Below are 24,702 nucleotides of genomic sequence, written 5' to 3' on the forward strand. Positions count from 1 at the left end.
GAACACGAACCGTCACGGCGTACGCGCGTACGAAAATCACTCACCGTAAGGAGTGAGCAGGGGCCCTCGGCGGGCGGCTCATTGAGACTTTCCAGGCGGGAGGGCGGTGATGCACCCGGCGGGGGGCGCACGGGATGCGAAAGCCCGGCGCGCACGGAGCACGCCGGGCTTTCGGGGGTCGGGCGGGGGTCAGCCCACGGAGGAGTCACCCACGTTGGAGTCAGCCCACGGAGGAGTAGGCCACCACCCCGCGCAGCAGCTGGTCGACCGCCTTGCGGGCGGTCTTGGCGACCGTGGAGCCCTCGACCGCGGGTGCGGCGGCAGCGATCTGGCCGAGGACGTCGATGACCTGCTTGCACCAGCGCACGAAGTCGCCGGCCGGCATCTCCGCCTCGCGCAGCACCTCGTCCAGTCCCTTGCCCGAGGCCCACATGTAGGCGGCCCAGGCGAAGCCGAGGTCGGGCTCGCGCTGGCCCACGCCCTCGGTCTGGCTGATGCGGAACTCCTCCTCCAGGGCATCGAGCCGGCCCCAGATGCGGACCATCTCGCCGAGCGCCGCCTTGGCCCGGCCGGACGGCAGCCTGGGCGCCAGCGCGTCGTCGCCGACCCTCGCCTCGTACACCAGGGCCGAGACGCAGGCGGCGAGTTCGGCGGGGGCGAGGCCCTCCCAGACGCCCTCGCGCAGGCATTCGCTGGCCAGCAGGTCGAGTTCGCCGTACAGGCGGGCGAGACGCTTGCCGTGCTCGGTGACCTCGTCGCCGCGCAGATAGTCCATCTCGGTCAGCAGCGCGACGATCCGGTCGAAGGTGCGGGCGATGGTGTTCGTCCGGCCCTCGATGCGCCGCTCCAGCTGCGTGGTGTCGCGCAGCAGCCGGTGGTAGCGCTCGGCCCAGCGGGCGTGGTCCTCGCGGTCGTTGCAGCCGTGGCAGGGGTGGGCCCGGATCGCCTTGCGCAGCCGGGCGATCTCCCGGTCGTCCGCCGCCTGGGAGCGGCGCTTGCGGTGCCGCTCCGGCGGGATGCGCCCGGCCTTGGTGCGCAGCGCCGAGGCGAGGTCGCGACGGGACTGCGGTGAGCGCGGGTTGAACGACTTCGGGATCCGCATCCGCTCCAGCGGCTCGACCGGCACCGGGAAGTCCACCGAGGCCAGCCGCTTGACCTGCCGCTCGGCGGTGAGCACCAGCGGGCGCGGGCCGTCGTGGTACTCCAGGCCGCGGTGGCCGTTGGTGCGGCCCGCCGGCAGTCCCGGGTCCAGGACCAGCGCCAGGCCCGCGTACTTGCCGGTGGGGACGTGGATCACGTCGCCGGGCCGGAGCTTCTCCAGCGCGACGGCCGCCTCGGCGCGGCGCTGGGCGGCGCCCTGCCGGGCCAGCTCCGTCTCCCGGTCCTTCAGCTCGCGGCGCAGCCGGGCGTACTCCTCGAAGTCGCCGAGGTGGCAGGTCATGGAGGCCTTGTAGCCGGCCAGGCCCTCCTCGTTGCGCTGCACCTGCCGTGAGATGCCGACCACCGACTTGTCCGCCTGGAACTGCGCGAACGACGTCTCCAGCAGCTCACGGGAGCGGTGCCGGCCGAACTGCTCGACCAGGTTGACCGCCATGTTGTACGACGGCTTGAAGCTGGAGCGGAGCGGATAGGTGCGGGTGCCGGCGAGACCGGCGAGGTGCTCGGGGTTCATGCCGCGCTGCCACAGCACCACCGCGTGTCCCTCGACATCGATGCCGCGCCGGCCGGCCCGGCCGGTGAGCTGGGTGTACTCGCCGGGCGTGATGTCGGCGTGCTGCTCGCCGTTCCACTTGACCAGCTTCTCCAGCACCACCGAGCGGGCGGGCATGTTGATGCCGAGGGCGAGGGTCTCGGTGGCGAACACGGCCTTGACCAGGCCGCGCACGAACAGCTCCTCGACGACCTCCTTGAACGTCGGCAGCATGCCCGCGTGGTGGGCCGCGATGCCCCGCTCCAGTCCCTCCAGCCACTCGTAGTAGCCGAGCACGTGCAGGTCCTCGGGCGGGATGGAGGCGGTGCGCTCCTCGACCAGGGCACGGACCTCGGCGCGTGCCGCCTCGTCGTTGAGCCGCAGACCGGCGTACAGGCACTGCTGGACGGCGGCCTCGCAGGCGGCCCGGCTGAAGATGAAGGTGATCGCGGGCAGCAGGCCCTCGGCGTCGAGCCGCTCGATGACCTCCGGCCGGCTCGGCGTCCACACGCGCGAGCGCTGCCGCCGCTCCCGCTCGCGGTCGGCGTCGCGCAGGGCGCGGCTGCGTCTGCGGTCGTTGAGGGACGGGCGGCTCGCCTCCAGGCGCGCCATGCGCAGCAGGTCCGGGTTGACAGCCTTGCGCTGTCCCTCCCCCTCCTCGAACAGGTCGTATATCCGGCGTCCGGCCAGCACGTGCTGGAACAGCGGCACGGGCCGGTGCTCGGAGACGATCACCTCGGTGTCGCCGCGGACCGTGTCCAGCCAGTCACCGAACTCCTCCGCGTTGGACACCGTCGCCGACAGCGACACCAGGGTCACCGACTCGGGGAGGTGGATGATCACTTCCTCCCAGACTGCGCCGCGGAAGCGGTCGGAGAGGTAGTGCACCTCGTCCATCACCACATAGCCGAGGCCGAGGAGTGTCTGGGAACCGGCGTACAGCATGTTCCGCAGCACCTCGGTGGTCATCACGACCACCGGCGCCTCGGAGTTGACGCTGTTGTCGCCGGTGAGGAGGCCGACCTTCTCCGCGCCGTAACGGCGGCACAGGTCGGCGTACTTCTGGTTGGACAGCGCCTTGATCGGCGTGGTGTAGAAGCACTTCTTGCCCTGCTTCAGGGCCAGGTGGACGGCGAACTCGCCGACGATCGTCTTGCCGGAGCCGGTGGGGGCCGCCACCAGCACTCCCTTGCCCGCCTCGAGAGCCTTGCAGGCCTCGATCTGGAAGGGGTCGAGGCCGAAGTCGTACATCTCGCGGAAGGAGGCGAGCGCGGTGGCCTGCTCGGCAGCGCGCCTGCGTGCTGCCGCGTACCGCTCGGCCGGTGAGAGGTCCTGAGTCATCGTCCTTCGAGCGTACCGGTCCGCACCGACAACAGGACGATCATTAACGTGATCACCCCTTGCCGGCCCCCGGGTTTGCGCAGCTCAGGCCCCCACAGCTCAGGGGCCGACCACCCGCACTGCTGCCGGGACGCAGCGGGCGGTCACGGGGAGCGGGCCCACGGGCTCGCCGTCGGCGTAGGCGGTGACGTTGTCGGCGGCCAGTTCGACGGACGAGGCGCGCAGGACGGTGACCACAGGGTGGTCGACGTGGGTGCCCCGGTAGACCCTGGGGAACACCCGCAGCAGCGTGGCCCGGCTGCACTCGCCGACCACGGTGATGTCGAAGAGCCCGTCGGTGAGGTCGGCGCCGGGGCATATCCGCATGCCGCCGCCGTAGGAGGGGCCGTTGCCGACGGCGACCAGGGTCGCCTCCAGCTCGCGCACCTCGCCGCCGTCCAGCGTGATCCGGTACGGCAGGGGCCGGAAGGCGGCCAGCTCGGCGACCATCGCCACGTCGTACTTGTAGCGGCCGAGCGGCAGCCGCATCCGGTTGCCGCGGTCGTTGACACGGGAGTCGAAGCCGGAGGCGAGCACCGCACCGAACCAGCGGTCGCCGACCCGGCCGAGGTCGATGTCGCGCACCCGGCCGCACTTCAGGGCATCGGCGGTCATCCGGCCGGCCGCGGCCGGGTCCCGCAGCGGCAGCCCGAGGGCCCGCGCGAAGTCGTTGCCGGTCCCGGCGGCGATCAGACCGAAGGGGGTGCCGGTGCCGACCACGGCCTGCAGGGCCAGGTGCGCCATGCCGTCGCCGCCGACGGCGATCAGCGCACCGGTGCCCTGGTCGACGGCCTTGCGCGCCTGGTCGAGGGCGTCCTCGGGGTTGTCGCCGAGGACGGTGCGCACGGAGAATCCGGCGGCCCGGAACGCGGCGGCGGCCGGCTGCGCCGCGCGGGCGCCCCGGCCGCGTCCGGCGGTGGGGTTGACGAAGAGGGTGATCTCGCTGGTCACGCCAGTGACCATACGAGGTGCGGCCGGTCCGTCAGGTCACGTCGTCATAACCGTTGACCCGGTCCTTGCTGGTCTGCTCGGGCAGCGCGGCCACGGGCTCGACCGGGTCGATCGGCTCGGGCGTGAGGTCCAGCTCGGAGGCCTCGTCGTCGCCGGGCCCCATGGCCTCGATACGGCGCCTGCGCCGGTCGTTGAGCAGGGCGACGGCGACCGCGCCGAAGTACAGCACCCAGATCGGGCCGGCCAGCGCCAGCATGGTCAGCGGGTCGGTGCTCGGCGTGGCGATCGCCGCGAAGAGCGTGATGCTCAGGATCATGCCGCGCCACCAGCCGAGCATGCGCTTGCCGCTGAGCGTCCCGGTGAAGTTCAGCATGATCAGCAGCAGCGGCAGCTCGAAGGAGAGGCCGAAGACCACGACCATGCGCGTGACCAGGTCGAGCAGGTCGTCCAGCGGCAGCAGGTTGTCCACGCCGAACGGCGTGAACTCGATCAGCACCTTGGCGGTGGTCGGCAGCACCCGGTACGCGAAGTAGGCGCCGCCGACGAAGAGCGGGACGCCGGTGGCGACGAAGGCGTAGGCGTACTTCTTCTCGTGCCGGTGCAGCCCCGGGGCGACGAAGGCCCACAGCTGGTAGAGCCAGACCGGTGAGGCCAGCACCACACCGGCCATCAGGGAGACCTTCAGCGCCAGCGTGAAGGGGGTGAGCAGACCGTTGATGGTGATCCGGGCGCAGCGGGTTTCCTCGTCGAGCTTGGCCAGTTCCTCGAAGGACTGCTGGCACCCGACCGCTCTGAGGATCGGCTCGGTGAAGAAGTTGATGATGTCGTTGTAGAAGAAGGCCGCGACGACCGTCACCAGGACGATGGCCACCAGCGCCTTCGCGAGCCGGTTGCGGAGCTCACGGAGGTGTTCCGCGAGGGGCATCCGCCCTTCGGGATCCTTCTCCTGCTTGCGGGCAGACTTGAGCAACCCACGTTCCCATCTCGTGCGGCGGGCCGGTTCTCACCGGCCCTGCGTCAGCGCTTGGTCGTGTCCGTCGGCTCCGTCACCGGCCGGGAGCTGGTGACGTCGCCGGGGGCGGCCTGGATGGTGCGCTGCGCCGGGGGCTGCTCACCCGGGTTCGGCGGGTCGGCCGGGGCGGAGGACTTGTCCTCCTTCATCGCCTTGGCCTCGCTCTTGAGGATGCGCGCGGACTTGCCGAGCGACCGCGCCATGTCCGGAAGCTTCTTCGCGCCAAACAGCAGGATGATGACGACGAGGATGAGAATGATCTCGGGGGCTCCGAGCTTTCCGAACATAAGTCTTTACCTTCTCACCGAGGCTGCTGGGGGTGGCGGTGCTGTCCGACCGGCCGGACAACTGTCCGATCGATCGTGTTGTGCAGCGATCGTAACTCTCGGGGGTGAACGCGAGGCAATCCCCGTGCATCCCCCGTACGCACTCCCGTCCGCGGACCGGGCCTCGTTCTCCGGGCCGCCTCAGCAGCGTACCTGTCGGCGGCGGCGAGGTGACAGGGCGAAGCGGTGCAAGCCGTACCGAGGATGTACCGGACGCACACCGAGGGCATACGAAGGGTGCACTCAGAGTGCCTCGGCGGACCGGGCCGCACCGGCGGCCGCCCGCTCCAGGTCCTCCGCGGCGCGGCTGATCCGGCGCGCGGACTCGGAGACCTGTCTGCCGAGCCGCTCGGCCTCCAGGAACACCCGGACGGCGAACACCCCCAGGACCACCAGTCCCAGAAAACCCAGAGCAACCGCGAGCATCGGCCAGAACATGAGGCGAGCCTAGACCGTGCCGGGCACCGGCCGTGCCGAGGGCCTCGCCGCGGGCATCGCCACGGGGCTCGGACGCCGCACGTCCTGCGCGGGACTCGGACGCCGCTCGTCCTGGCCGGAGGACAGGCCCTACACGGTCGAGTGCAGCCGCAGCGTGCGGACACCGCCGCCGGTGAGCAGCTCCACGATCCGCTCCCCCGCCGGCTTGCGCACGGCCGCCCCGCAGTCGGGGCAGGTGAAGGAGTAGAAGGTGGTGCGGCTGCTGGCCCCTATCGCCAGCCGCAGCGCGCTCGCGGAGAGCTCGAACCGCCCCCGGCAGTCCGGGCAGCCCGCCCGGAACATCACCGGGGCCGCGTTCCGCATCCCGGCGAAAGCGGACGCCACCGTCATCCCCCGCGCTCCAGACGTCGCCGACTCGCTCAAAGCCCTCGCTCCTGCCTGTCGTCCTGCCTGCCGCACACCGCCGCGTGCTCCTCGGATGCCGCGGTCCGCTCCGCCGGCCCCTGCGTCACCCCGCCGCCTCGACCCCGTCGTACGCCGCCAGCGCCTCGCGGGCCGCCCGGCGGGCGCTCTCGGCGAGCTCACGGGGCTCGACGATCCGCCCGTCGCGGCCGAGCCGCAGCGCCAGCCGGCGCAGCGACGCCGGATCGGGAGTGCGCAGGGTGATCCGCAGACCACCGTCGGGCAGCTCCTCGGCGCTGTCGTGCGGGTAGTACTCGGCGACCCAGCGTCCGCCGGGGCCGACCTCCACCACGACCTCCGGGTCCTCCGCGGCGGGCTGCACCAGCCCCTCGGAGAGGTCCCGCAGCTCGATCTCGGGCGGCTGGGACGGCTCGTCCAGGATCTTGATCTCGGCGACCCGGTCGAGCCGGAAGGTGCGGCGCGCCTCGGAGCGGCGGCACCACGCCTCCACATAGGTGTGGCCGACGCTGACCAGGCGGATGGGGTCGATCTCCCGCTCGGTGACCTCGTCGCGAGCGGGCGAGTAGTAGCGGATCCACAGTCTGCGCCGCTCGGAGATGGCCCGGTCCACGTCGGCGAAGACGCCGCCCTCGGACTCGAAAGTCACCGACAGCCGGGAGCTGGCGCCGGCCGCCTCGCCGGCCGCGGCCTCCACCTTGGCGGTGGCCCGCAGCAGCGCCTGGCGGTCGCTCTCCCGGAGACCGGGCAGCGTGGCGACCGCGCGGGCGGCGACCAGCAGGGCGGTGGCCTCGTCGGCGGCGAGACGCAGCGGCTCGGCCGTCTCCGCGCCGAGGGCCGCGGGGTTGTGCCACCAGATGCGCTCGCCGTCGGTGTCGATGTCCAGCAGATCGCCGCCGCGGAAGCTGGTGCCGCACATGGGCAGCACATCGAGGTCGGAGACCAGCTCGTCCTCGGTGATGCCGAAGGCGCGCGCCACGTCCTCGATCCGGGCGCCGGGCCGCTCCCTGAGGTAGGTCACCAGGGACAGCATCCGCCGGGTCTGGTCGATGGCGTTCACGGTCCTGGCCGGTTTGCCTGCCACGTCTCTTTCCGCTCCCCCTCAGCCCTTGGCGACGGCGCGCAGCCGGTCCACCACGTCGGCCCGCAGCTCGGCCGGCTCCAGGACCACCACATCGGGTCCGAACTCCACCAGCCAGGCGTCCAGGCCGTGCCCGTACGGAATCTCCAACTCGTCCCAGCCGTCGCCGCGTTCCCGCACCGCGGTGGCCTTCGCCCGAAGGGGGTAGCCCGCGCCGGAGCGCAGCAGGATCCGCGCGGACCGGTCGGCGATCTCCCCCGCCCAGCTCGCCACCGTCTCGCGCACGGTGACGACGTCGGGCACGGGGGCGGTGAAGCGGCCGCCGCGCGAGCGGACCTTGCCGGTGATCCGGGAGAGCCGGAAGACCCGCTCGGCGCCCCGGTCGCGGTCCCAGCCGGCCAGGTACCAGTGGCCGCGCCAGCACTCCAGCGCCCAGGGCTCGACATGCCGCTGCTCCGGCTGGGCGGCGGTGGCCTTGCGGTAGTCGAAGACGACCGGGCGGCGGTCGCGGCAGGCCAGCATCAGCGGTTCGAACGCGGCCTCGTGCACCGGGATGCGCGGCTCCAGGGCGCTGTGCGCGCCGTAGGGGTCGACGTCCTCGGGGAGTCCGGCGGCGCGCAGCTTCTGCAGGGCGCCGCTGGCCGCTCCGGCCAGCCGGGCCTGCTGCCACACCTTGGCGGCGAGTCCGAGGGCGGCGGCCTCCTCGGCGTCGAGGGTGATGGGCGGCAGCCGGTTGCTGTCGCGGCGGGCGAGGTAGCCGACCTCGCCGTCGAGGTTCTCCACGGTCTCGATGACCAGCCCGAGCTCGCGCAGATCGTCCTTGTCGCGCTCGAACATGCGGTTGAAGGACTCGTCGCTGCCCGCCTCGAGATAGGCCTCGATGGACTCACGCAGCTCACGCTTGGTGAGCGGTCGCCGCGTCCCGAGCAGACACAGCGCCAGGTTCATCAGCCGCTCGGCCTTGGCAATGGCCATCGACGCCCTTCTCCCTATGGTGCTTACGACCGATGACCGTACCGCTCCGCGGTGTCGCGGCAAAAGCGGAGGGCCCATGCCCGACCAGGCATGGGCCCCGGATGATCGGCTTCGATCAGACTCCGAGCAGATCCACCACGAAGATCAGCGTCTCACCGGGCTTGATCGCCGGGGTGGGGCTCTGGTTGCCGTAGGCGAGGTGCGCCGGGATGGTCAGCTGACGGCGACCACCGACCTTCATGCCCTGCACGCCCTTCTCCCAGCCCTTGATGACCCGGCCCGCGCCCAGCGGGAACCGGAAGGGCGTGCCGCGGTTCCAGCTGGCGTCGAACTCCTCGCCGGTGCTGAAGGCGACGCCCACGTAGTGCACGGTGACCGTCTGGCCCGCCTGCGCGACCTCTCCGTCGCCCTCCCAGATGTCCTTGATCTCGAGGTCCGCCGGGGGCTCGCCGCCCGGGAAGTCGATCTCGGGCTTGTCGATGCTCACGTCAATAGCTCCTGCTTGTCTGCGGAAAGGCGAACACACCCAGTCTCGCATCCCGCCCGGCTCAGAGCTTGGCGAGGATGTCCACGGTGAAGACCAGCGTGGAGTCCTTCTTGATCTCGCTGCCCTGCGGCGGGTTGTCCCCGTAGCCCAGCTTCGGCGGGATGACGATCAGGACCCGGCTGCCGACCTTCTTGCCGGTCAGGCCCTGCGACCATCCCTTGACGACCTGCTGCAGCGAGAACGAGGTGAGCTGCCCGCGCTTGTAGGTGGAGTCGAACTCCTTGCCGCCGTCCCACAGCACGCCCTTGTACTGCACCAGCACGCTGTCCTGGGCGCCGACCTTCTCGCCGTCGCCCTCGATGACGTAGTTCGCCACGAGCTCCTTGGGCGCGGCGGCGTCGGGCACCTTGATGGACGGGGCCTTGCCGTCGGTGTTGGTGCCGACCTTGGGCAGGTCGATGTTGTCCTGCGCCACCTCGGAGCCCTCGGCGCTGCTCTTGGCGTTGAAGGTGCCCTGCACGTCCACCACGAACACCAGCGTGTCGGTGCCCTTGATGCCGGCCTGCGGGTTGCCCTGCTTGCCGTAGCCCCAGGTGGGCGGGACGGCCATCTGCACCCGGCTGCCGGCCTTCTTGCCGATCAGGCCGTAGCGCCAGCCGTCGATGATCTGGCCCTGGGTGAGCGGGAGCGCGAGGCGGGCCCCGCGGTCGTAGGAGTTGTCGAAGACCTTGCCGGTGTCCCAGATCTGGCCGAGGTAGTTGGCCACGACGTAGTCGTTCTCGGCGACCGTGCGGCCGTTGCCGGCGATGACGGTCTTCACCGCGAGGTCCTTGGACGGCTCTCCGCTGCCCTTGGCCACGGTCGGCTTCTCGTCGAACTTCTTGCCGGCGGTGATGGCCGGCAGCGGGCCGTCCACGATCTTCGGCGGGGGCGCGGCCGAGGTCTCGGGCGCCGACGGCTCGGCGCTTTCGCTGGCCTTGCCCGAATCACCCTTGTCGTCGCCGCAGGCGGCGAGGGTGACCAGTCCGGCAGGAACGGCAATGAGAAGTGAGCGTCGGCGCACGGTGGGGGCCTCTAATCGTCGATCTTGTCAGTGGCGTGCGCGCAACTCTACGCAGTGAGAAGGGCGCCGCACGGTGTAACGAACGGCGCCCGTGTCACGTTCCGGAGATTTTCGTCTCCCTTGACGCTCCTGTCTCACGTGTGTCTCACGTGCCGGTGTCTCACATGCCGGCGATCAGCTTCTCCACCCGGTCGTCCACGGCACGGAACGGGTCCTTGCACAGCACGGTCCGCTGCGCCTGGTCGTTGAGCTTGAGGTGCACCCAGTCGACCGTGAAGTCGCGGCGCTGCTCCTGGGCGCGGCGGATGAAGTCGCCGCGCAGCCGGGCCCGGGTGGTCTGCGGGGGCACGGACTTGCCCTCGAAGATCTTCAGATCGTTGCAGATCCGGGCGGCCTGGCCCTTCTTCTCCAGCAGGTAGTACAGGCCACGACGGCGGTGGATGTCGTGGTAGGCGAGGTCTATCTGGGCGACCCGCGGATGCGACATGGTCATGTTGTGCTTGGCGCGGTAGCGCTCCAGCAGCTTGTACTTCATGACCCAGTCGATCTCGGTGCCGATCCGGTCCAGGTCCTCGGTCTCGATCGCCTCCAGGGTCCGTCCCCACAGCTCCAGCACCCGCTCGACGGTGCCGGTGCGGATGCCGCGGCGCTCGCAGAAGTCCAGCGCCTTCTCGTAGTACTCGCGCTGCACCTCCAGTGCGGAGGCCTCGCGTCCGCTGGCCAGGCGCACCTTGCGCCGGCCGGTGATGTCGTGGCTGACCTCACGGATCGCCCGGATCGGGTTCTCCAGGGTGAGGTCCCGCATCACCGTGCCCGCCTCGATCATGCGCAGCACCAGGTCGGTGGCGCCGACCTTGAGCAGCATGGTCGTCTCGGACATGTTCGAGTCGCCGACGATGACGTGCAGCCGGCGGTAGCGCTCGGCGTCCGCGTGCGGCTCGTCGCGGGTGTTGATGATCGGCCGGGAGCGGGTCGTCGCCGAGGAGACGCCCTCCCAGATGTGCTCCGCCCGCTGGCTGACGCAGTACACCGCGCCGCGCGGCGTCTGCAGCACCTTGCCCGCGCCGCACAGCAGCTGCCGGGTGACCAGGAACGGGATGAGGATGTCCGCGAGCCGGGAGAACTCCCCGTGCCGCGCCACCAGATAGTTCTCGTGGCAGCCGTAGGAGTTGCCCGCCGAGTCGGTGTTGTTCTTGAAGAGGTAGACGTCGCCCGCGATTCCCTCCTCGTGCAGGCGTCGTTCGGCGTCCACCAGGAGTCCTTCGAGAATGCGCTCGCCGGCCTTGTCGTGGGTGACCAGTTCGGTCACGTTGTCACACTCGGGTGTGGCGTATTCCGGGTGTGACCCCACGTCGAGATAGAGGCGGGCGCCGTTCCGCAGAAAGACATTGCTGCTTCGGCCCCATGACACGACACGGCGGAAGAGGTACCGCGCCACCTCGTCAGGCGACAGGCGGCGCTGTCCCCTGAACGTGCACGTGACGCCGTACTCGTTCTCCAGCCCGAAAATGCGGCGGTCCATGATGGAACATTACGCCCGATCCCCCGAACTGAAACGGGGTTCGACGGCTCGGTTCGGATCATTTTCCGAACCGGCGGCCACCACCGCTCCCCTGGCGGGACCTGCCAATACCCTCCTGGTGGCGGCCAAAACCAGCGAGGACACGCCACCCGCGGCGGCCGGCAGGGCGAAGCCCCACTGGGCGCCGCCCGCCTCCACGACGGGTCCCGCGAGGCCGGTGCCGGCCGAGGCGCCGACCGTGAAGGTGGTCACCAGCCAGGAGAACGCCTCCGTCACCGTGCCGCGCGGCGCGTGCCGGTCGACCAGCACGAAGGCGCAGGCGATGGCGGGCGCGAGGAACAGACCGGCGACTACGGCGAGCAACGTCATGGCCACCGCATCGGGCATCAGAGTCAGCGGCAGGTAACACACCGTCAGCATCGCGACCAGCACCTGCAGTCGCCGTCCGGGCGGACCGCTCCACTGCCGGGCCCCGTACGCCACACCGCCGATCAGCGCGCCCAGGCCGATTCCGGCCATCAGCCAGCCGTACACCCGGTCCCCGCCGTGCTCGTCGGCGTACGGCACCGAGGCGACCGTGATGGAGCCCAGAGCCATCCCCACGCACAGGAACGCACCGAGCAGCGCCAGCAGCCCGGGAGAGCGCAGGGCGCCCAGCCAGTGGGCCTCGCGGGGTGCCGAGCGCCAGGCCCGGGAGGGCGGCGACACGACCACGGAGAGCGCGCCCAGCACGCCCACGGCGTTGATCAGCAGCAGGGCGGCCTGGGCGGACCACAGGGAGACGCACAGGGTGACCAGGAGCGGTCCGGCGGTGAACATCACCTCCTGGGCCACGGCGTCCATCGCATAGGCGCGGTGCACCTGCTCCTCCCGGTGCAGCACCGAGGACCACAGGGCCCGCAGCCCGCCCTCCAGCGGCGGTGTGAACAGCCCGGCGGCGGCCACGGCGGCGCAGGCCAGGGCCTGTGGCTGGATGCCCGCCCATGCGAAGACCGCCATCGCCAGCGCCGAGAGCACGGCCGCGGGCAGCTGTACCCGCGGCTGGCCGCGCAGGTCGACCAGGCGGCCCAGCACCGGCTGGCCGACGGCGTTGAACAGGCCGTAGACCGCGGCCAGCGCGCCGGCGAGGCTGTACGAGCCGCCCTCCGCGCGCACGAAGAGCACGATGGCGATGGCGGCGGTCGCGTTCGGCAGGCGGCCGACGAGCGTCCCCACCAGCAGCCGGGTGGCGTGCCGTGCCCGGAGGACGTCCAGGTATCCCGTGGCCATGCCGGGCCCTCCGCTCGCCAGGTTTTACGTATAACTTCCGCCTCCATACGTACCATGGCGCCTGTTCGCCAGTCCATACGAGAGCAGCCCCTACGAGAGAGAGCGGCCCGACGGTGCCACCAGCCAGCACGCGCCCCACCAGCCGGGATGTCGCCCAGGCCGCAGGCGTCTCGCAGGCCGCGGTGAGCCTCGTGCTCGGCGGCAAGTGGAAGGGCAGGGTCTCGGCGGCCACCGCCGAACGGGTGAGGGCGGCCGCGGCGGAGCTGGGGTACCGGCCCAATCTCGCGGCGCGGAATCTGCGGCTGGGGCGGACGCGGACGGTGCTGCTGGTGGTTCCGGCGCTCACCACGGAGTTCTTCGCCGGTGTCTACACCGGGGCGGCGCGGGTTGCTGCGCGGCACGGCTTCGGGGTGGTGCTGTATCCCTCGCCGGAGGGCATCGGGCCGGCCCGGGATCCCTTCGCCTCGGCGCAGTCCGCTCTGGACGGGGTGATCGCCTCCTCGATGGCGGCCGATGCGCTGAGCGCGATCCGCGGGGATCACGGGGATCGCGGGGACCGCGGGGATCAGCTGCCGCTGGTGATGCTGGACAGCGATCCGGAGGGGCCGGGGACGGCGACGGTCAATCTCGACATCGCGGACGGAGTGCGGCAGGTCGCGGAGCATCTGCTGGGGCTCGGGCACCGGGACTTTCTGCATCTCGCGGCCGATGTGCCGTCGTGGACGTTCGAGGTGCGGGCGCGGGAGCTGGCGGCGCGGCTGGCGGGGGTGCCGGGGACGCGGTTGCGCGCGGTGCGGGCGCCGATCTCCATCAAGGGGGCGGTAGCGGCGGTGCGGGGGGCTCTGGAGGGTGCGGAGCGGCCCACGGCGGTGGTGTGCGACGACGATCAGCTGGCGGCGGGGACGTACAAGGCCGCGCGGCGGGTGGGGTTGCGGATTCCGGAGGATCTGTCGGTGACGGGGATCGATGATCTGGCGGTGGCCACGGCGATCGATCCTGAGCTGACGACGGTGCGGTTGGATGCGGAGCTGTTCGGGGAGCGGGGGATGCGGGCGTTGCTGGCGGTGCTGGAGGGCGAGGAGCCGGAGGAGGGGGACATTCCGGTGAGCCTGGTGGTGAGAGGGTCCACGGCGGCCCCAGGGGCGTGACGCTGCGATGTCGGTCAGCGCCTTGCCCGGCGCTGATGCGGGCCGGGGGGTCGCGCAGCCCGGCGCTGGCAGGGTGCCGCCCGCGCCCACCCTCCCCCATCGCCCCAGGCGGCACGTCTGCCCCCGGCTTGGCGTGCCCGGCCGCCGCCCGGCCGCCGCCCGGCCGCAAACCCCCCGCTGGCCGCTTAGCCGAACGAGCCCGCTCGCCCCGCGTGGGGCGGGGTGGGCGGGCTCGTGGTGGGCCGTGGTTACTGCTCCGAGGGCTTGTCCTTGTCGGGGGTGGAGTCGGAGGAGGAGTCGGGGGCGCCGGCCTCCAGGAGGCGGACCAGCTGGCCGCCGGTGATGCGGCGGAACTTGCGCTTCTGGGGGCGGGTGCGGTCCAGGACCGCCACCTCCAGGCGCTCGGCGGGGATCTCCCGCTCGCTGCCGTTGGTGTCGCGGGACAGGGCCTGGACCGCGAGGTGCAGGGCCTCCGCCAGGGTCATGCCGTCGCGGTGGCGCTGGTCCAGGTAGCTGCTGATCTGCTCCGCGTTGCCGCCGACGGCCACCGAGCCGTGCTCGTCGACGATGGAGCCGTCGTGCGGGAGGCGGTAGATCTGGTCCTGCTCCGGGGTCTCCCCGACCTCGGCCACGACCAGCTCGACCTCGTAGGGCTTCTCCCCCGCGCTGGAGAAGATGGTGCCCAGCGTCTGGGCGTAGACGTTCGCCAGGCCCCGGGCCGTCACATCGGCCCGGTCGTAGGTGTAGCCCCGCAGGTCGGCGTAGCGGACGCCGCCGATCCGCAGGTTCTCGTACTCGTTGTACTTGCCGGCCGCGGCGAAGCCGATCCGGTCGTAGATCTCGCTGAACTTGTGCAGCGCGCGGGACGGATTCTCGCCGACGAAGACGATCCCGTCGGCGTACTGCAGCACCACCAGGCTGCGTCCCCGGGCGATGCCCTTGCGGGCGTACTCCGCCCGGTCGGCCATCGCCTGCTGAGGTGAGACATAGAACGGCGTCGACACCGGTTACCCGTCCCTTTCTGTCGAAGTCACTGGATCACCCACACCACACGGACGTCACGGCCGGCTACAGCAGCGCCGCCCTCGGCCCGTCCGGCTGCTCCAGCCGCCGCTCCAGCACGGACCGGGCGATCTCGGAGGACTCGTCCTCGGTCAGCCGGCGGAAGCCGTCCTCGGTGATCACGGTGACGATCGGATAGATCCGGCGGGCGACATCGGGACCACCGGTCGCCGAGTCCTCGTCAGCCGCGTCGTACAGGGCCTGCACCACCAGCGTGGTGGCCTCGGTCTCGCTCAGATCGTCCCGGTAGAGCTTCTTCATCGCACCGCGGGCGAAGACCGAACCCGAACCGGTCGCCGCGAAGCCGTGCTCCTCGGAACGCCCGCCGGTGACGTCGTAGGAGAAGATCCGCCCCTTCTCCCGGTCCACGTCGTAGCCGGCGAACAGCGGCACCACGGCCAGGCCCTGCATGGCCATGCCCAGGTTGGACCGGATCATGGTCGACAGCCGGTTCGCCTTGCCCTCCAGCGACAGCTGCACGCCCTCGACCTTCTCGAAGTGCTCCAGCTCCAGCTGGAACAGCTTCACCATCTCCACGGCGATGCCCGCGGTGCCGGCGATGCCCACCGCGGAGTACTCGTCGGCCGGGAACACCTTCTCGATGTCCCGCTGCGCGATCACATTGCCCATGGTCGCCCGCCGGTCACCGGCGAGCACCACGCCGCCGGGGAACGTCACGGCCACGATGGTCGTGCCGTGCGGCGCCTCGATGGCGCCCTGAACCGGCGGCAGCGACCTCCTGCCCGGCAGCAGCTCCGGCTGGTGCTCGGAGAGGAAGTCCATGAAGGAGGAAGACCCTGGCGTCAGGAAGGCAGCTGGCAGACGCCCGGTGTCACGAGAGTTGGCTTCCACGCGATTCCTTCCACGTAGCGGCAGCCCGCCTGATGGCATCGGGCCGGTCCTGAACTGCCCCAGCGCGGCCTGCTGCTGAAGCACAGTACGCCACGGACCCTACCCGTCTCCTGGCAGTGATCCACATTCGCTGCGGGCGCTGACAAACATATGCAACTACCGCCCGCCCACGGGCGGCCGGTCCCTCACATCCGGCCTCGGCGAGCACCGGCGAGAGGCCGGTGCCGGCAGCGCACGGACGGGAACCCCGCCGCGCACTGCCGGCACCGCACCCGAGGCCCGCCACCCACTCCATGCCCCCGTGCCTTGGTTTCGAAGGCGAAGTGAGCCGCCGACCTTTACTGTCCGCCCTTTTGCACGAAGGAGCGCACGAAGTCCTCGGCGTTCTCCTCGAGCACGTCGTCGATCTCGTCCAGCACGGAGTCCACGTCGTCGGAGAGCTTCTCCTGCCGCTCCTTGAGGTCCTCGGAGGCCTGCGTCTGCGCAGCCTGCTCCTCGGCCTCCTCGGTGGACCGCGTGGCCTTCTGCTGCCCGCCGCCGGTGTCCTTGGTCGCCATCACCCTCACCCCGCTCGGTTCGCCCGACACAGTTGCTCGGTCAAGATCAGACCCTACAAGCCGGGTCCGACAATGGCCCCGTAGTTGCTCCAACGTACGGGGACCACCTCGATGATTCCCGGACCGGGGATTTTCCACCCTGTCCGGCCGGACCTTCCGGGGAGCCCGGGTACCCAGGATTCCCCCCGGGCCGCCGGCTCACCCCCCGGACAACACCCTGACCAGGTCCTCGGCCGTCCGGCAACGGTCCAGCAGCTCCTTGACGTGATTACGCGTTCCGCGAAGCGGCTCCAGGGTCGGAACCCGCTGCAGCGAGTCCCGGCCCGGCAGATCGAAGATCACCGAGTCCCAGGAGGCCGCCGCCACGTCGTCCGCGTACTGCTCCAGACAGCGCCCGCGGAAGTACGCCCTGGTGTCCTCCGGCGGCTTCGTACGGGCCTTGTCGACCTCGCTCTCGTCCAGCAGCCGCTTCATCCGCCCGCGGGCCACCAGACGGTTGTACAGGCCCTTGTCGGGCCGTACGTCGGCGTACTGCAGGTCGACCAGGTGCAGCCGCGCCGCGTCCCAGTCGAGGTTGTCCCGGCGCCGGTAGCCCTCCATGAGCTCCCGCTTGGCGACCCAGTCCAGCTCGCCGGCCAGGCTCATCGGGTCGTTCTCCAGGCGCGTGAGGGTGTCCTCCCAGCGGGCCAGGATGTCCTTGGTCTGCTCGTCGGCGTCGTCCCCGAAGCGCTCCTCGACGTACTTGCGGGACAGCTCGAAGTACTCCATCTGGAGCTGCACCGCGGTGAGTGTGCGCCCGCTGCGCAGCGTGATCAGGCGCTTGAGCGTCGGGTCGTGCGAGACCTGGTGCAGGGTGCGCACCGGCTGGTCCACGGCCAGGTCGACCGCGATGAAGCCGTCCTCGATCATGGACAGCACCAGCGCCGTGGTGCCGAGCTTCAGGTAGGTCGAGATCTCGGACAGATTGGCGTCGCCGATGATCACGTGCAGCCTGCGGTACTTCTCGGCGTCCGCGTGCGGCTCGTCGCGGGTGTTGATGATCGGGCGCTTGAGGGTCGTCTCCAGGCCGACCTCGACCTCGAAGTAGTCCGCGCGCTGGCTCAGCTGGAAGCCGTGCTCGTGGCCGTCCTGGCCGATGCCGACGCGGCCGGCGCCCGCGAAGACCTGGCGGGAGACGAAGAAGGGCGTCAGGTGGCGCACGATGTCCGAGAAGGGGGTCTCCCGCTTCATCAGGTAGTTCTCGTGCGTGCCGTAGGAGGCGCCCTTGTTGTCGGTGTTGTTCTTGTAGAGGTGGATCGGCTGGGCACCGGGCAGCTGGGCGGCGCGTTCGGCGGCCTCGGCCATGATGCGCTCGCCGGCCTTGTCCCAGAGCACGGCGTCGCGCGGGTTGGTGACCTCGGGGGCGCTGTACTCCGGATGGGCGTGGTCGACGTAGAGCCGGGCACCGTTGGTGAGGATCACATTGGCGAGGCCGATGTCCTCGTCGGTGAGCTGGCTGGCGTCGGCGGCCTCCCGGGCCAGGTCGAAGCCTCGCGCGTCGCGCAGGGGGTTCTCCTCCTCGAAGTCCCAGCGGGCCCGGCGGGCCCGGTGCATCGCGGCCGCGTAGGCGTTGACGATCTGGGACGAGGTGAGCATGGCATTGGCGTTCGGGTGGCCGGGGACGGAGATTCCGTACTCCGTCTCGATGCCCATTACTCGCCGTACGGTCATGCGGCCCTCCTTGCCCGGCGGCGTCCCCGGTCGGGGGCGCCGCAGTACCGCTGGCGCTCGGGTGCGTGTGCGGTGCCCGTCCCCGCACTGCGCGACGCGGCGGTACGGAAGAGCCTAGAACGCCTCTGCGCCGGCGGGGAGATCATTTGCGTCATTGCTGTGCTCCAGCCGTGGCCCGAAAAGCACTCGGCTGCGGGTACCCGCTGAGGGCACCCGCAGCCGCCCTTCCTTTTACAGGTACTGACCGGTGTTCGCCACCGTGTCGATGGAGCGTCCGGTGTCCGCGCCCTGCTTTCCGGTGATGAGGGTGCGGATGTAGACGATCCGCTCGCCCTTCTTTCCGGAGATCCGGGCCCAGTCGTCCGGGTTCGTGGTGTTCGGCAGGTCCTCGTTCTCCTTGAATTCGTCCACGCAGGCCTGGAGCAGATGGGAGACGCGGAGACCCTTCTGGTTCTTCTCGAGATAATCCTTGATCGCCATCTTCTTGGCGCGGCCCACGATGTTCTCGATCATGGCGCCGGAATTGAAGTCCTTGAAGTAGAGGACTTCCTTGTCGCCATTGGCGTAGGTGACCTCGAGGAAGCGGTTCTCCTCGGTTTCCGCGTACATCTGTTCCACGGCGGTCTGGATCATGCTCTGGACCGTCATGGCCTTGTCGCCGCCGTGCTCGGCGACGTCGTCGGCGTGCAGCGGGAGCCGCTCGGTGAGGTACTTGCCGAAGATGTCCTTGGCGGCTTCCGCGTCCGGACGTTCGATCTTGATCTTCACGTCGAGCCGGCCGGGCCGCAGGATGGCGGGGTCGATCATGTCCTCACGGTTGGAGGCACCGATCACGACCACGTTCTGCAGCCCCTCCACGCCGTCGATCTCGGCGAGCAGCTGCGGGACGATGGTGTTCTCCACGTCCGAGCTGACGCCGGAGCCGCGGGTGCGGAAGAGGGACTCCATCTCGTCGAAGAAGACGATGACGGGCGTGCCCTCGCTGGCCTTCTCACGGGCCCGCTGGAAGACCAGGCGGATCTGCCGCTCGGTCTCGCCGACGTACTTGTTGAGCAGCTCCGGGCCCTTGATGTTGAGGAAGAAGCTCCTGCCGGCGGCCTGGCCCGTCACCTCGGCGACCTTCTTGGCCAGCGAGTTGGCGACGGCCTTGGCGATCAGCGTCTTGCCGCATCCGGGCGGGCCGTAGAGCAGCACGCCCTTGGGCGGGCGCAGTTCGTGCTCCTTGAACAGGTCGGGGTAGAGGTACGGCAGCTCGACGGCGTCGCGGATGGCCTCGATCTGGTTGCTGAGGCCACCGATCTGCTCGTAGCCGATGTCCGGGACTTCCTCGAGGACGAGCTCCTCGACCTCGCTCTTCGGGACGACCTCGTAGACATAGCCGGAGCGGGGCTCCAGCAGCAGGGCGTCACCCGCGCGGATGGTGGCGTCCAGCAGCGGCTCGGCGAGCCGCACCACCCTCTCCTCGTCGGTGTGACCGAGCACCAGGGCGCGCTCGCCGTCCTCGAGGATCTCCTTGAGGGTGACGATCTCGCCGACGCGCTCGAACTCCATGGCCTCGACCACGTTGAGCGCTTCGTTGAGCAGCACTTCCTGGCCGCGCTGCAGCTCGTCGAGCTCGACGTTCGGGCTGACGTTCACGCGGAGCTTGCGGCCGCCGGTGAAGATGTCGGCGGTGCCGTCCTCGTTCGCCTGCAGGAAGACCCCGAAGCCGGCCGGGGGCTGCGCGAGCCGGTCGACCTCCTCCTTGAGGGCCACGATCTGGTCGCGGGCCTCACGGAGCGTGTTGGCAAGTCGCTCGTTCTGGGCGGAAACGCCGGCCAGGTTGGTCTGCAGCTCGACGATCCGCTCTTCGAGAATCCTCGTGTGTCGCGGAGAGTCGGCGAGCTTGCGTCGCAGGACGGCGATCTCCTGCTCAAGGTAGGCGATCTGCCCGGCCGGGTCGTCGGACCCGCGTCCCGGGCGGATGCCGCGGTTTGTGTCGTCGTCGTGGGCTGCCACGGTCCTCACCTCCTCCAAGGGGAGCTGGACGCTTCCAGACCCTACCTGGGCGGGTGTCGATTGAAACCCCTAGATCACAAAGACGGTCGGGGTGTGTCTGATCTTCACCCTTGCGCTCTCCCTCACGCCAGGGGAATACCCACGGAAGTCGATCGGAACCCAGGCAGAGATAGGGTCGAAGTGTTCAACACCCCTCGGAGCTGGCCGGATTCCCGTGCCGCTCCGGCACTTCGGACGGCAGGAGAGATGGACGTGCAGCAGGAGGCCGGTGTCGGTACGGAGGCCCTGGAGGTCTGGATCGACCAGGACCTGTGCACCGGCGACGGCATCTGCGCCCAGTACGCGCCGGAGGTGTTCGAGCTGGACATCGACGGTCTGGCGTATGTGAAGGGCGCCGACGACGAGCTGCTGCAGGAGAAGGGGGCGGCAACGCCCGTACCGCTGCCGCTCGTCACGGACGTGATCGACTCGGCGAGGGAGTGCCCGGGCGAGTGCATCCACGTACGCCGCGTTTCGGACAGTGTCGAGGTGTACGGCCCCGACGCGGGGTGACGGCGGCGGCACCGTCGGTCATCGCTGTCTGATATCTCACACCGGTGTCACCGCGCTTACCGGTGTCTCACACCCGGCGGGCGTCGGCGGGGCCGGAGCGCACGAACGCGCCGTTGTCCCACTGCCACTTCACCGTCTTGCGCACATCGGGGCAGCAACGGGGCACGTCGGAGGAGGAGTAGCCGAGCACGGTGGCGCCGATGACGCCGCCCCGCACGGTGAAGTCGTCGACGTTGGTCTGGTCCTTGGGGTCGACGAGGGTGGCCACCACGCGCGGTTCGCCGCTGCCGGCGGCCCGGGTGAGGACGTAGAGGCCGTCGGGCGGGGTGCCCATGGGGGAGTCGCAGTGGACCGCGGCGACCGTCTCGGGGCGCCCGTCGCCGTCCAGGTCCCCGGACGCCTTCTGCTTCACGACGGGTTTCACCGGTCCGCAGTCGAGCGGGAACTTCACGGCCCCGGGATCGGGCGGGGCGATGTGCGCGGGGGCGCTCTTCGGCTTGGCGCCGGGGGTCTGGGCGGCGGTGGCGGCGTCGGGCTGGAGGACCGAGGAGAGCGCCACGACTCCGGCGACGGCCGTTGCGGTGGCGACCCAGTGGATGGGGCGGGTGTGGGTGTGGGCGAGCTCCGGAACGGCGGATGGCTGCACGAGGAGTGTCTCCTGTGAGGGCTGTGCCGGTGGGGGTGGCCAGCATGGTGCCACACGTCACAGTCCGTGGGAACGGCGGGGTGCGCAGTTGTGATGCGCCGGTCCGCACGGGCGGTGCGGTGAGGGCCGGCTCGGCCCGTGCAACGCGGCGGCGCCGTGCCGCAGTTCCCGGCCCGGGGGCGGAACTGCGGCACGGCGCCGGTGCGTTGACGGTGTGCCGGGCGGCGTCAGCGGGCGGTGCCACCGCCGGCGTTGGGGCCCGTGTAGTCCTCGCCGTAGGCGCCCTTGGCGGGGCGGCGGCGGCGCATGGGCGGCTCGACGCCGTCGGCGAGGCGGCGGGCGGTGAGCAGGAAGCCGGTGTGGCCGATCATCCGGTGGTCCGGGCGCACGGCCAGGCCCTCGATGTGCCAGTTGCGGATCATCGTCTCCCAGGCGGTCGGCTCGTTGAAGCAGCCGATCTCGCGGATGGACTCCACGGTCCGGGCGAGCTGGGTGGTGGTGGCGACGTAGCAGCACAGGATGCCGCCCGGGACGAGCGCCTTGGAGACGGCCTCCAGGCACTCCCAGGGGGCGAGCATGTCGAGGATGACCCGGTCGACGTCCGTGTCGGACAGGTGGTCCTGGAGGTCGCCGACGGTCAGCTGCCAGGCCGGGTGCGGGCCGCCGAAGTAGCGCTCGACGTTCTGCCTGGCGATCTCGGCGAAGTCCTCGCGGCGTTCGTAGCTGTGCAGCATGCCCTGGTCGCCGATGGCGCGCAGCAGGAAGCTGCTGAGCGAGCCGGAGCCGACGCCGGCCTCGACGACGCGCGCGCCGGGGAAGATGTCGGCGAAGGCGAGGATCTGCCCCGCGTCCTTCGGGTAGACGACGGCTGCCCCGCGGGGCATGGACAGGACGTAGTCGGGGAGCAGGGGGCGCAGCGCGAGGTAGGCGACGTTCCCGGTGGTGCGGACAACGCTTCCCTCGGGAGCGCCGATCAGTTCGTCGTGCGGGAAGGAACCTTTGTGGGTGTGGAAGTTCTTCCCGGCCTCGAGCGTGAACGTGTAGTGGCGGCCCTTGGGGTCGGTCAGCTGTACCTGGTCCCCGACCTTGAAGGGCCCGCGGCGGCGGGCGGCACCGGTCGGTTCGGACATGTGACCAAGCCTAACCGCTCGCCGCGGCCGCTCCGACCACGGTTCAGCTGGGCCGGGCCATGGCCTTGACGAAGGCCCGCTCCACGTCGGCGGCGCTGAGCACGCCGTAGATCTCGCCGGTCTCCTCGACGACCAGGTACTCGGTGGCGGGGGTGTCCCGCAGGGCGTCCAGGAGGTCCTCGCCGGACAGCTCGGCGGAGACGCGCATGCCGTCGGTGAGGTCCTGGGCGAGGGTGCCGACGGGGACCCAGGGGCGGCGGTGCTCGGGCACGCCGACGATGGCGGCCTCGCGGACGATGGCGACGGGGCTGCCCTCGGCGTCGACGACGACCAGGGCGCGGGCCCCGGCGGCGTTGGCGCGGCGCAGGGCCTCGGACAGCGGGGTGTCGGTCTCCACCGGGACGGCCCGGCGGGTGAGGGTGCGGGCGCGCAGCTCGGGCAGGTGCTCGCGCAGCCGGGCCATGCGCAGGCTGTTGCCGGCGCCGGTCCAGATGATCGCGGCGAGGATCGCGGCGAGCAGGGCGTCCAGCACGGTGTCCATGCCGACGCTGTCCTCGGCGGCGGAGCCCAGGGCGCCGGACTGGGTGAGCAGCGGCAGGCCGATCAGCACGGAGACGGCGAGGGCGCGGCCGACCCAGGCGGCGGCGACGGTGCCGGTCATGGGTTTGCCGCTGATCTTCCACACGACGGCACGGAGCATGCGTCCGCCGTCCAGCGGGAGGCCCGGCAGGAGGTTGAAGGCGGCCACGATGAGGTTGGAGATCATCAGGCCGGCCAGCAGGACACCGGGGACGGTGCCGGGGTCGACGGCGAGCAGGGCCAGGTAGAAGAGTCCGGACAGCACCAGCGAGAGCAACGGCCCGACGAAGGCCAGCACGAACTCCCGGCCGGGGGTCTCGGCCTCCTTCTCGATCTCGGAGACACCGCCGAAGAACTGCAGCTGGATCCGGCGGACCGGGAGCTTGAAGCGGAGGGCGGCGAGCGTGTGGGCCAGCTCGTGGACCAGGACGGAGGCGTAGAAGGCGACGGCGAAGAACAGGGAGACCAGGTAGCTGGCGGCCCCGAGCTCGGGCAGCACGCGGTCGACCTGCCCGCCGAACACCCAGGTGATCAGCACGGCGACGAGGAACCAGCTGGGCGCCACATAGACGGGCACACCGAACGGCCGCCCCATCAGCAGCCCGCCGCGCCGGGACGACTCGGGCGGGCTTCCCTTCTCACCCGTGTTGCCGGAGTGCGCGGGGGTCCGCCCGGAGGATCCGGAGGGACCGGGTGCGGGTCCGGCGGGGCCGGCTCCGGCGGGGGTGTGCCGGGGAGCGGGGCCCTGGGTGTCGTCGTGGCGGGGGGTGCCCGGGGTGTCGCGGCGACCAGGGGCCGCCGTGCCATGGTTCTGGTGACCGCCGGTGTGCGGAGTCTCGTGGGTGTCGTGGCGGCCGGGGTCCCCACTGTCCTGGGGGCCGTGACCGGCATTGTCCTGGGGGCCGTGACCGGCGGCCTGCGGACTGACGTGGGAGTCGTGCCGGGCGTCGGGGGCGCGGTGGGCCCCCGCGGGGCCATCGGCGGTCTCGGTCCGCCCCGGGTCGCCGGCGCCTGGCCGGGCCTGCGGCTCGCGCGGCGGAACGGCACCGGGCCCGGCCGCATCCGTCCGGCCGGCCTCGCGACGCGGCCCACCGTGCCCGTCGGAGCCGGCACCATGACGCCCGCCCCGCTCGTCGTCGCCTGTTCCCGCCGCACCAGGACCGGCCGTCTCGTCGCCGGGCGCACCGTCCGCACGTCGGGCGACAGCGCCCGGCGAGGTGTTGTCGGGCCGCGTGACAGGGGCAGGAGCCGCGTCCCACGCGCCGGACACGCCGTCTTTCCGCGGGGCGGCCGCATTCTGCGCGACGGTCTCGTCCGAGGGCGAAGCCGTGCCGGCATCCGCACCACCGGACATGCCGCCAGGCCGATGCGCGGCCGCGGCCGCGTCATCGGTCGGCTCGGCAGCATCAGCCCCGGTGGACCGGGTGCCGGACGCCCCGTCCGTCGCCGCAGCGGCCCCAGGCCGCGCGGCGGAGTCGTCCGGGCGGGACGCGCCGCCGGACCCGGCGTCAGCAGATGCCCGGCCCGGCCGGTGGGCAGCGGCGCCCGTGATCTCGGTTCCCTCGGCGGAATCCGGCCCGGAATCCCGCCCGGCGAGGCCGGAGTCGGTCACCGCGCCATGGGGCGCGTTCGGCACCGCCGGGCCGGCTGCGGGGCCGGGCTTTTCGAATTGCTCGGGGGCGGCCGGGGGCGCAGGGATGGCCGGGTCGGGGGCCGGAGGGATGGGCTTCTGGTGGTGCTCGGCCGACTTGTCGTTGCCGGGCCGCGGCTGCCCGCGCCCGCCGCTTACGTCCACCGGTGTCCCCTCGTTCGCTGCGTCTCCCGCGCCTGCCGGACGGGAGGTCTCGAGTCGAT

General features: G+C 71.1%; 23 protein-coding genes. 2 read left to right on the forward strand and 21 right to left on the reverse strand.

What is annotated here, in order from left to right:
• Positions 1 to 220: 220 nt before the first annotated feature.
• The 12 genes from ABD198_RS03515 to ABD198_RS03570 form a co-directional block, all read right to left on the reverse strand.
• Entirely contained in the window at positions 221 to 3,031 is a 2,811-nt protein-coding gene (locus tag ABD198_RS03515) for a DEAD/DEAH box helicase (protein ID WP_343997818.1), read from the reverse strand.
• A 99-nt stretch (positions 3,032 to 3,130) separates the two neighbouring features.
• A complete protein-coding gene (locus tag ABD198_RS03520; RefSeq protein ID WP_343997819.1) occupies positions 3,131 to 4,021 on the reverse strand; it encodes a diacylglycerol kinase in 891 nt (296 codons plus the stop codon).
• A 31-nt stretch (positions 4,022 to 4,052) separates the two neighbouring features.
• The gene (tatC, locus tag ABD198_RS03525; RefSeq protein WP_343997820.1) at positions 4,053 to 4,991 is read right to left on the reverse strand and encodes a twin-arginine translocase subunit TatC; all 939 of its coding nucleotides are present in this window, start codon (positions 4,989 to 4,991) and stop codon (positions 4,053 to 4,055) included.
• A 47-nt stretch (positions 4,992 to 5,038) separates the two neighbouring features.
• On the reverse strand, positions 5,039 to 5,320 hold the full coding sequence (gene tatA, locus ABD198_RS03530; protein ID WP_167990480.1) for a Sec-independent protein translocase subunit TatA: 282 nt from the start codon (positions 5,318 to 5,320) through the stop codon (positions 5,039 to 5,041).
• A gap of 282 nt (positions 5,321 to 5,602) precedes the next feature.
• Complete coding sequence (locus ABD198_RS03535; protein ID WP_343997821.1) at positions 5,603 to 5,797, reverse strand: hypothetical protein; 195 nt, start codon at positions 5,795 to 5,797, stop codon at positions 5,603 to 5,605.
• A gap of 129 nt (positions 5,798 to 5,926) precedes the next feature.
• The gene (locus tag ABD198_RS03540) at positions 5,927 to 6,220 is read right to left on the reverse strand and encodes a hypothetical protein (RefSeq protein WP_343997822.1); all 294 of its coding nucleotides are present in this window, start codon (positions 6,218 to 6,220) and stop codon (positions 5,927 to 5,929) included.
• An 85-nt stretch (positions 6,221 to 6,305) separates the two neighbouring features.
• Positions 6,306 to 7,301, reverse strand: a complete 996-nt coding sequence (locus tag ABD198_RS03545) for a helix-turn-helix transcriptional regulator (protein WP_343997823.1) — start codon at positions 7,299 to 7,301, stop codon at positions 6,306 to 6,308.
• Positions 7,302 to 7,319: 18 nt separating this feature from the next.
• Positions 7,320 to 8,273: a helix-turn-helix transcriptional regulator gene (locus ABD198_RS03550; RefSeq protein WP_343997824.1), complete on the reverse strand. Its 954-nt coding sequence runs from the start codon at positions 8,271 to 8,273 to the stop codon at positions 7,320 to 7,322.
• 115 nt (positions 8,274 to 8,388) lie between these two features.
• Positions 8,389 to 8,760 carry an FKBP-type peptidyl-prolyl cis-trans isomerase gene (locus ABD198_RS03555; RefSeq protein ID WP_343997825.1) on the reverse strand — a complete coding sequence of 124 codons (372 nt, stop codon included), beginning with the start codon at positions 8,758 to 8,760 and terminating at the stop codon, positions 8,389 to 8,391.
• Between the two features lie 61 nt (positions 8,761 to 8,821).
• The gene (locus ABD198_RS03560; protein WP_343997826.1) at positions 8,822 to 9,823 is read right to left on the reverse strand and encodes an FKBP-type peptidyl-prolyl cis-trans isomerase; all 1,002 of its coding nucleotides are present in this window, start codon (positions 9,821 to 9,823) and stop codon (positions 8,822 to 8,824) included.
• 160 nt (positions 9,824 to 9,983) lie between these two features.
• A complete protein-coding gene (gene pafA, locus ABD198_RS03565) occupies positions 9,984 to 11,345 on the reverse strand; it encodes a Pup--protein ligase (RefSeq protein ID WP_343997827.1) in 1,362 nt (453 codons plus the stop codon).
• 9 nt (positions 11,346 to 11,354) lie between these two features.
• The gene (locus tag ABD198_RS03570) at positions 11,355 to 12,614 is read right to left on the reverse strand and encodes an MFS transporter (protein WP_343997828.1); all 1,260 of its coding nucleotides are present in this window, start codon (positions 12,612 to 12,614) and stop codon (positions 11,355 to 11,357) included.
• Positions 12,615 to 12,727: 113 nt separating this feature from the next.
• Here ABD198_RS03570 and ABD198_RS03575 point away from each other — a divergent pair, with 113 nt between their 5' ends.
• On the forward strand, positions 12,728 to 13,762 hold the full coding sequence (locus ABD198_RS03575) for a LacI family DNA-binding transcriptional regulator (protein ID WP_343997830.1): 1,035 nt from the start codon (positions 12,728 to 12,730) through the stop codon (positions 13,760 to 13,762).
• Positions 13,763 to 14,010: 248 nt separating this feature from the next.
• Here ABD198_RS03575 and prcA read toward each other — a convergent pair whose 3' ends face one another.
• The 6 genes from prcA to arc all read right to left on the reverse strand — a co-directional run bounded on the left by prcA (position 14,011) and on the right by arc (position 19,941).
• On the reverse strand, positions 14,011 to 14,766 hold the full coding sequence (prcA, locus tag ABD198_RS03580) for a proteasome subunit alpha (protein ID WP_343997832.1): 756 nt from the start codon (positions 14,764 to 14,766) through the stop codon (positions 14,011 to 14,013).
• Between the two features lie 64 nt (positions 14,767 to 14,830).
• Positions 14,831 to 15,676 carry a proteasome subunit beta gene (gene prcB, locus ABD198_RS03585; RefSeq protein ID WP_343997833.1) on the reverse strand — a complete coding sequence of 282 codons (846 nt, stop codon included), beginning with the start codon at positions 15,674 to 15,676 and terminating at the stop codon, positions 14,831 to 14,833.
• Complete coding sequence (locus tag ABD198_RS03590; RefSeq protein ID WP_343997834.1) at positions 15,628 to 15,822, reverse strand: endonuclease domain-containing protein; 195 nt, start codon at positions 15,820 to 15,822, stop codon at positions 15,628 to 15,630. Before ABD198_RS03590 ends, prcB begins: the two co-directional genes overlap by 49 nt.
• A 192-nt stretch (positions 15,823 to 16,014) precedes the next feature.
• Entirely contained in the window at positions 16,015 to 16,233 is a 219-nt protein-coding gene (locus ABD198_RS03595; protein WP_343997835.1) for a ubiquitin-like protein Pup, read from the reverse strand.
• Positions 16,234 to 16,431: 198 nt separating this feature from the next.
• Positions 16,432 to 17,943 (reverse strand): depupylase/deamidase Dop, encoded by a 1,512-nt coding sequence (gene dop, locus ABD198_RS03600; RefSeq protein ID WP_343997836.1) that lies wholly within the window; start codon positions 17,941 to 17,943, stop codon positions 16,432 to 16,434.
• A 231-nt stretch (positions 17,944 to 18,174) separates the two neighbouring features.
• Entirely contained in the window at positions 18,175 to 19,941 is a 1,767-nt protein-coding gene (gene arc / locus ABD198_RS03605; RefSeq protein ID WP_343997838.1) for a proteasome ATPase, read from the reverse strand.
• A gap of 246 nt (positions 19,942 to 20,187) precedes the next feature.
• Between arc and ABD198_RS03610 the strand changes: the two genes are divergently transcribed.
• The gene (locus tag ABD198_RS03610; protein WP_343997840.1) at positions 20,188 to 20,493 is read left to right on the forward strand and encodes a ferredoxin; all 306 of its coding nucleotides are present in this window, start codon (positions 20,188 to 20,190) and stop codon (positions 20,491 to 20,493) included.
• A gap of 67 nt (positions 20,494 to 20,560) precedes the next feature.
• Here ABD198_RS03610 and ABD198_RS03615 read toward each other — a convergent pair whose 3' ends face one another.
• From ABD198_RS03615 to ABD198_RS03625, 3 genes are all read right to left on the reverse strand, one after another.
• A complete protein-coding gene (locus tag ABD198_RS03615) occupies positions 20,561 to 21,139 on the reverse strand; it encodes a hypothetical protein (protein WP_343997841.1) in 579 nt (192 codons plus the stop codon).
• Between the two features lie 227 nt (positions 21,140 to 21,366).
• Positions 21,367 to 22,269 carry a tRNA (adenine-N1)-methyltransferase gene (locus tag ABD198_RS03620; RefSeq protein WP_343997842.1) on the reverse strand — a complete coding sequence of 301 codons (903 nt, stop codon included), beginning with the start codon at positions 22,267 to 22,269 and terminating at the stop codon, positions 21,367 to 21,369.
• Between the two features lie 43 nt (positions 22,270 to 22,312).
• Entirely contained in the window at positions 22,313 to 24,118 is a 1,806-nt protein-coding gene (locus ABD198_RS03625) for a site-2 protease family protein (protein ID WP_343997843.1), read from the reverse strand.
• Positions 24,119 to 24,702: the final 584 nt, after the last annotated feature.

It is taken from the genome of Streptomyces thermocarboxydovorans (assembly GCF_039524635.1).
Taxonomy (GTDB): Bacteria; Actinomycetota; Actinomycetes; order Streptomycetales; family Streptomycetaceae; genus Streptomyces; species Streptomyces thermocarboxydovorans.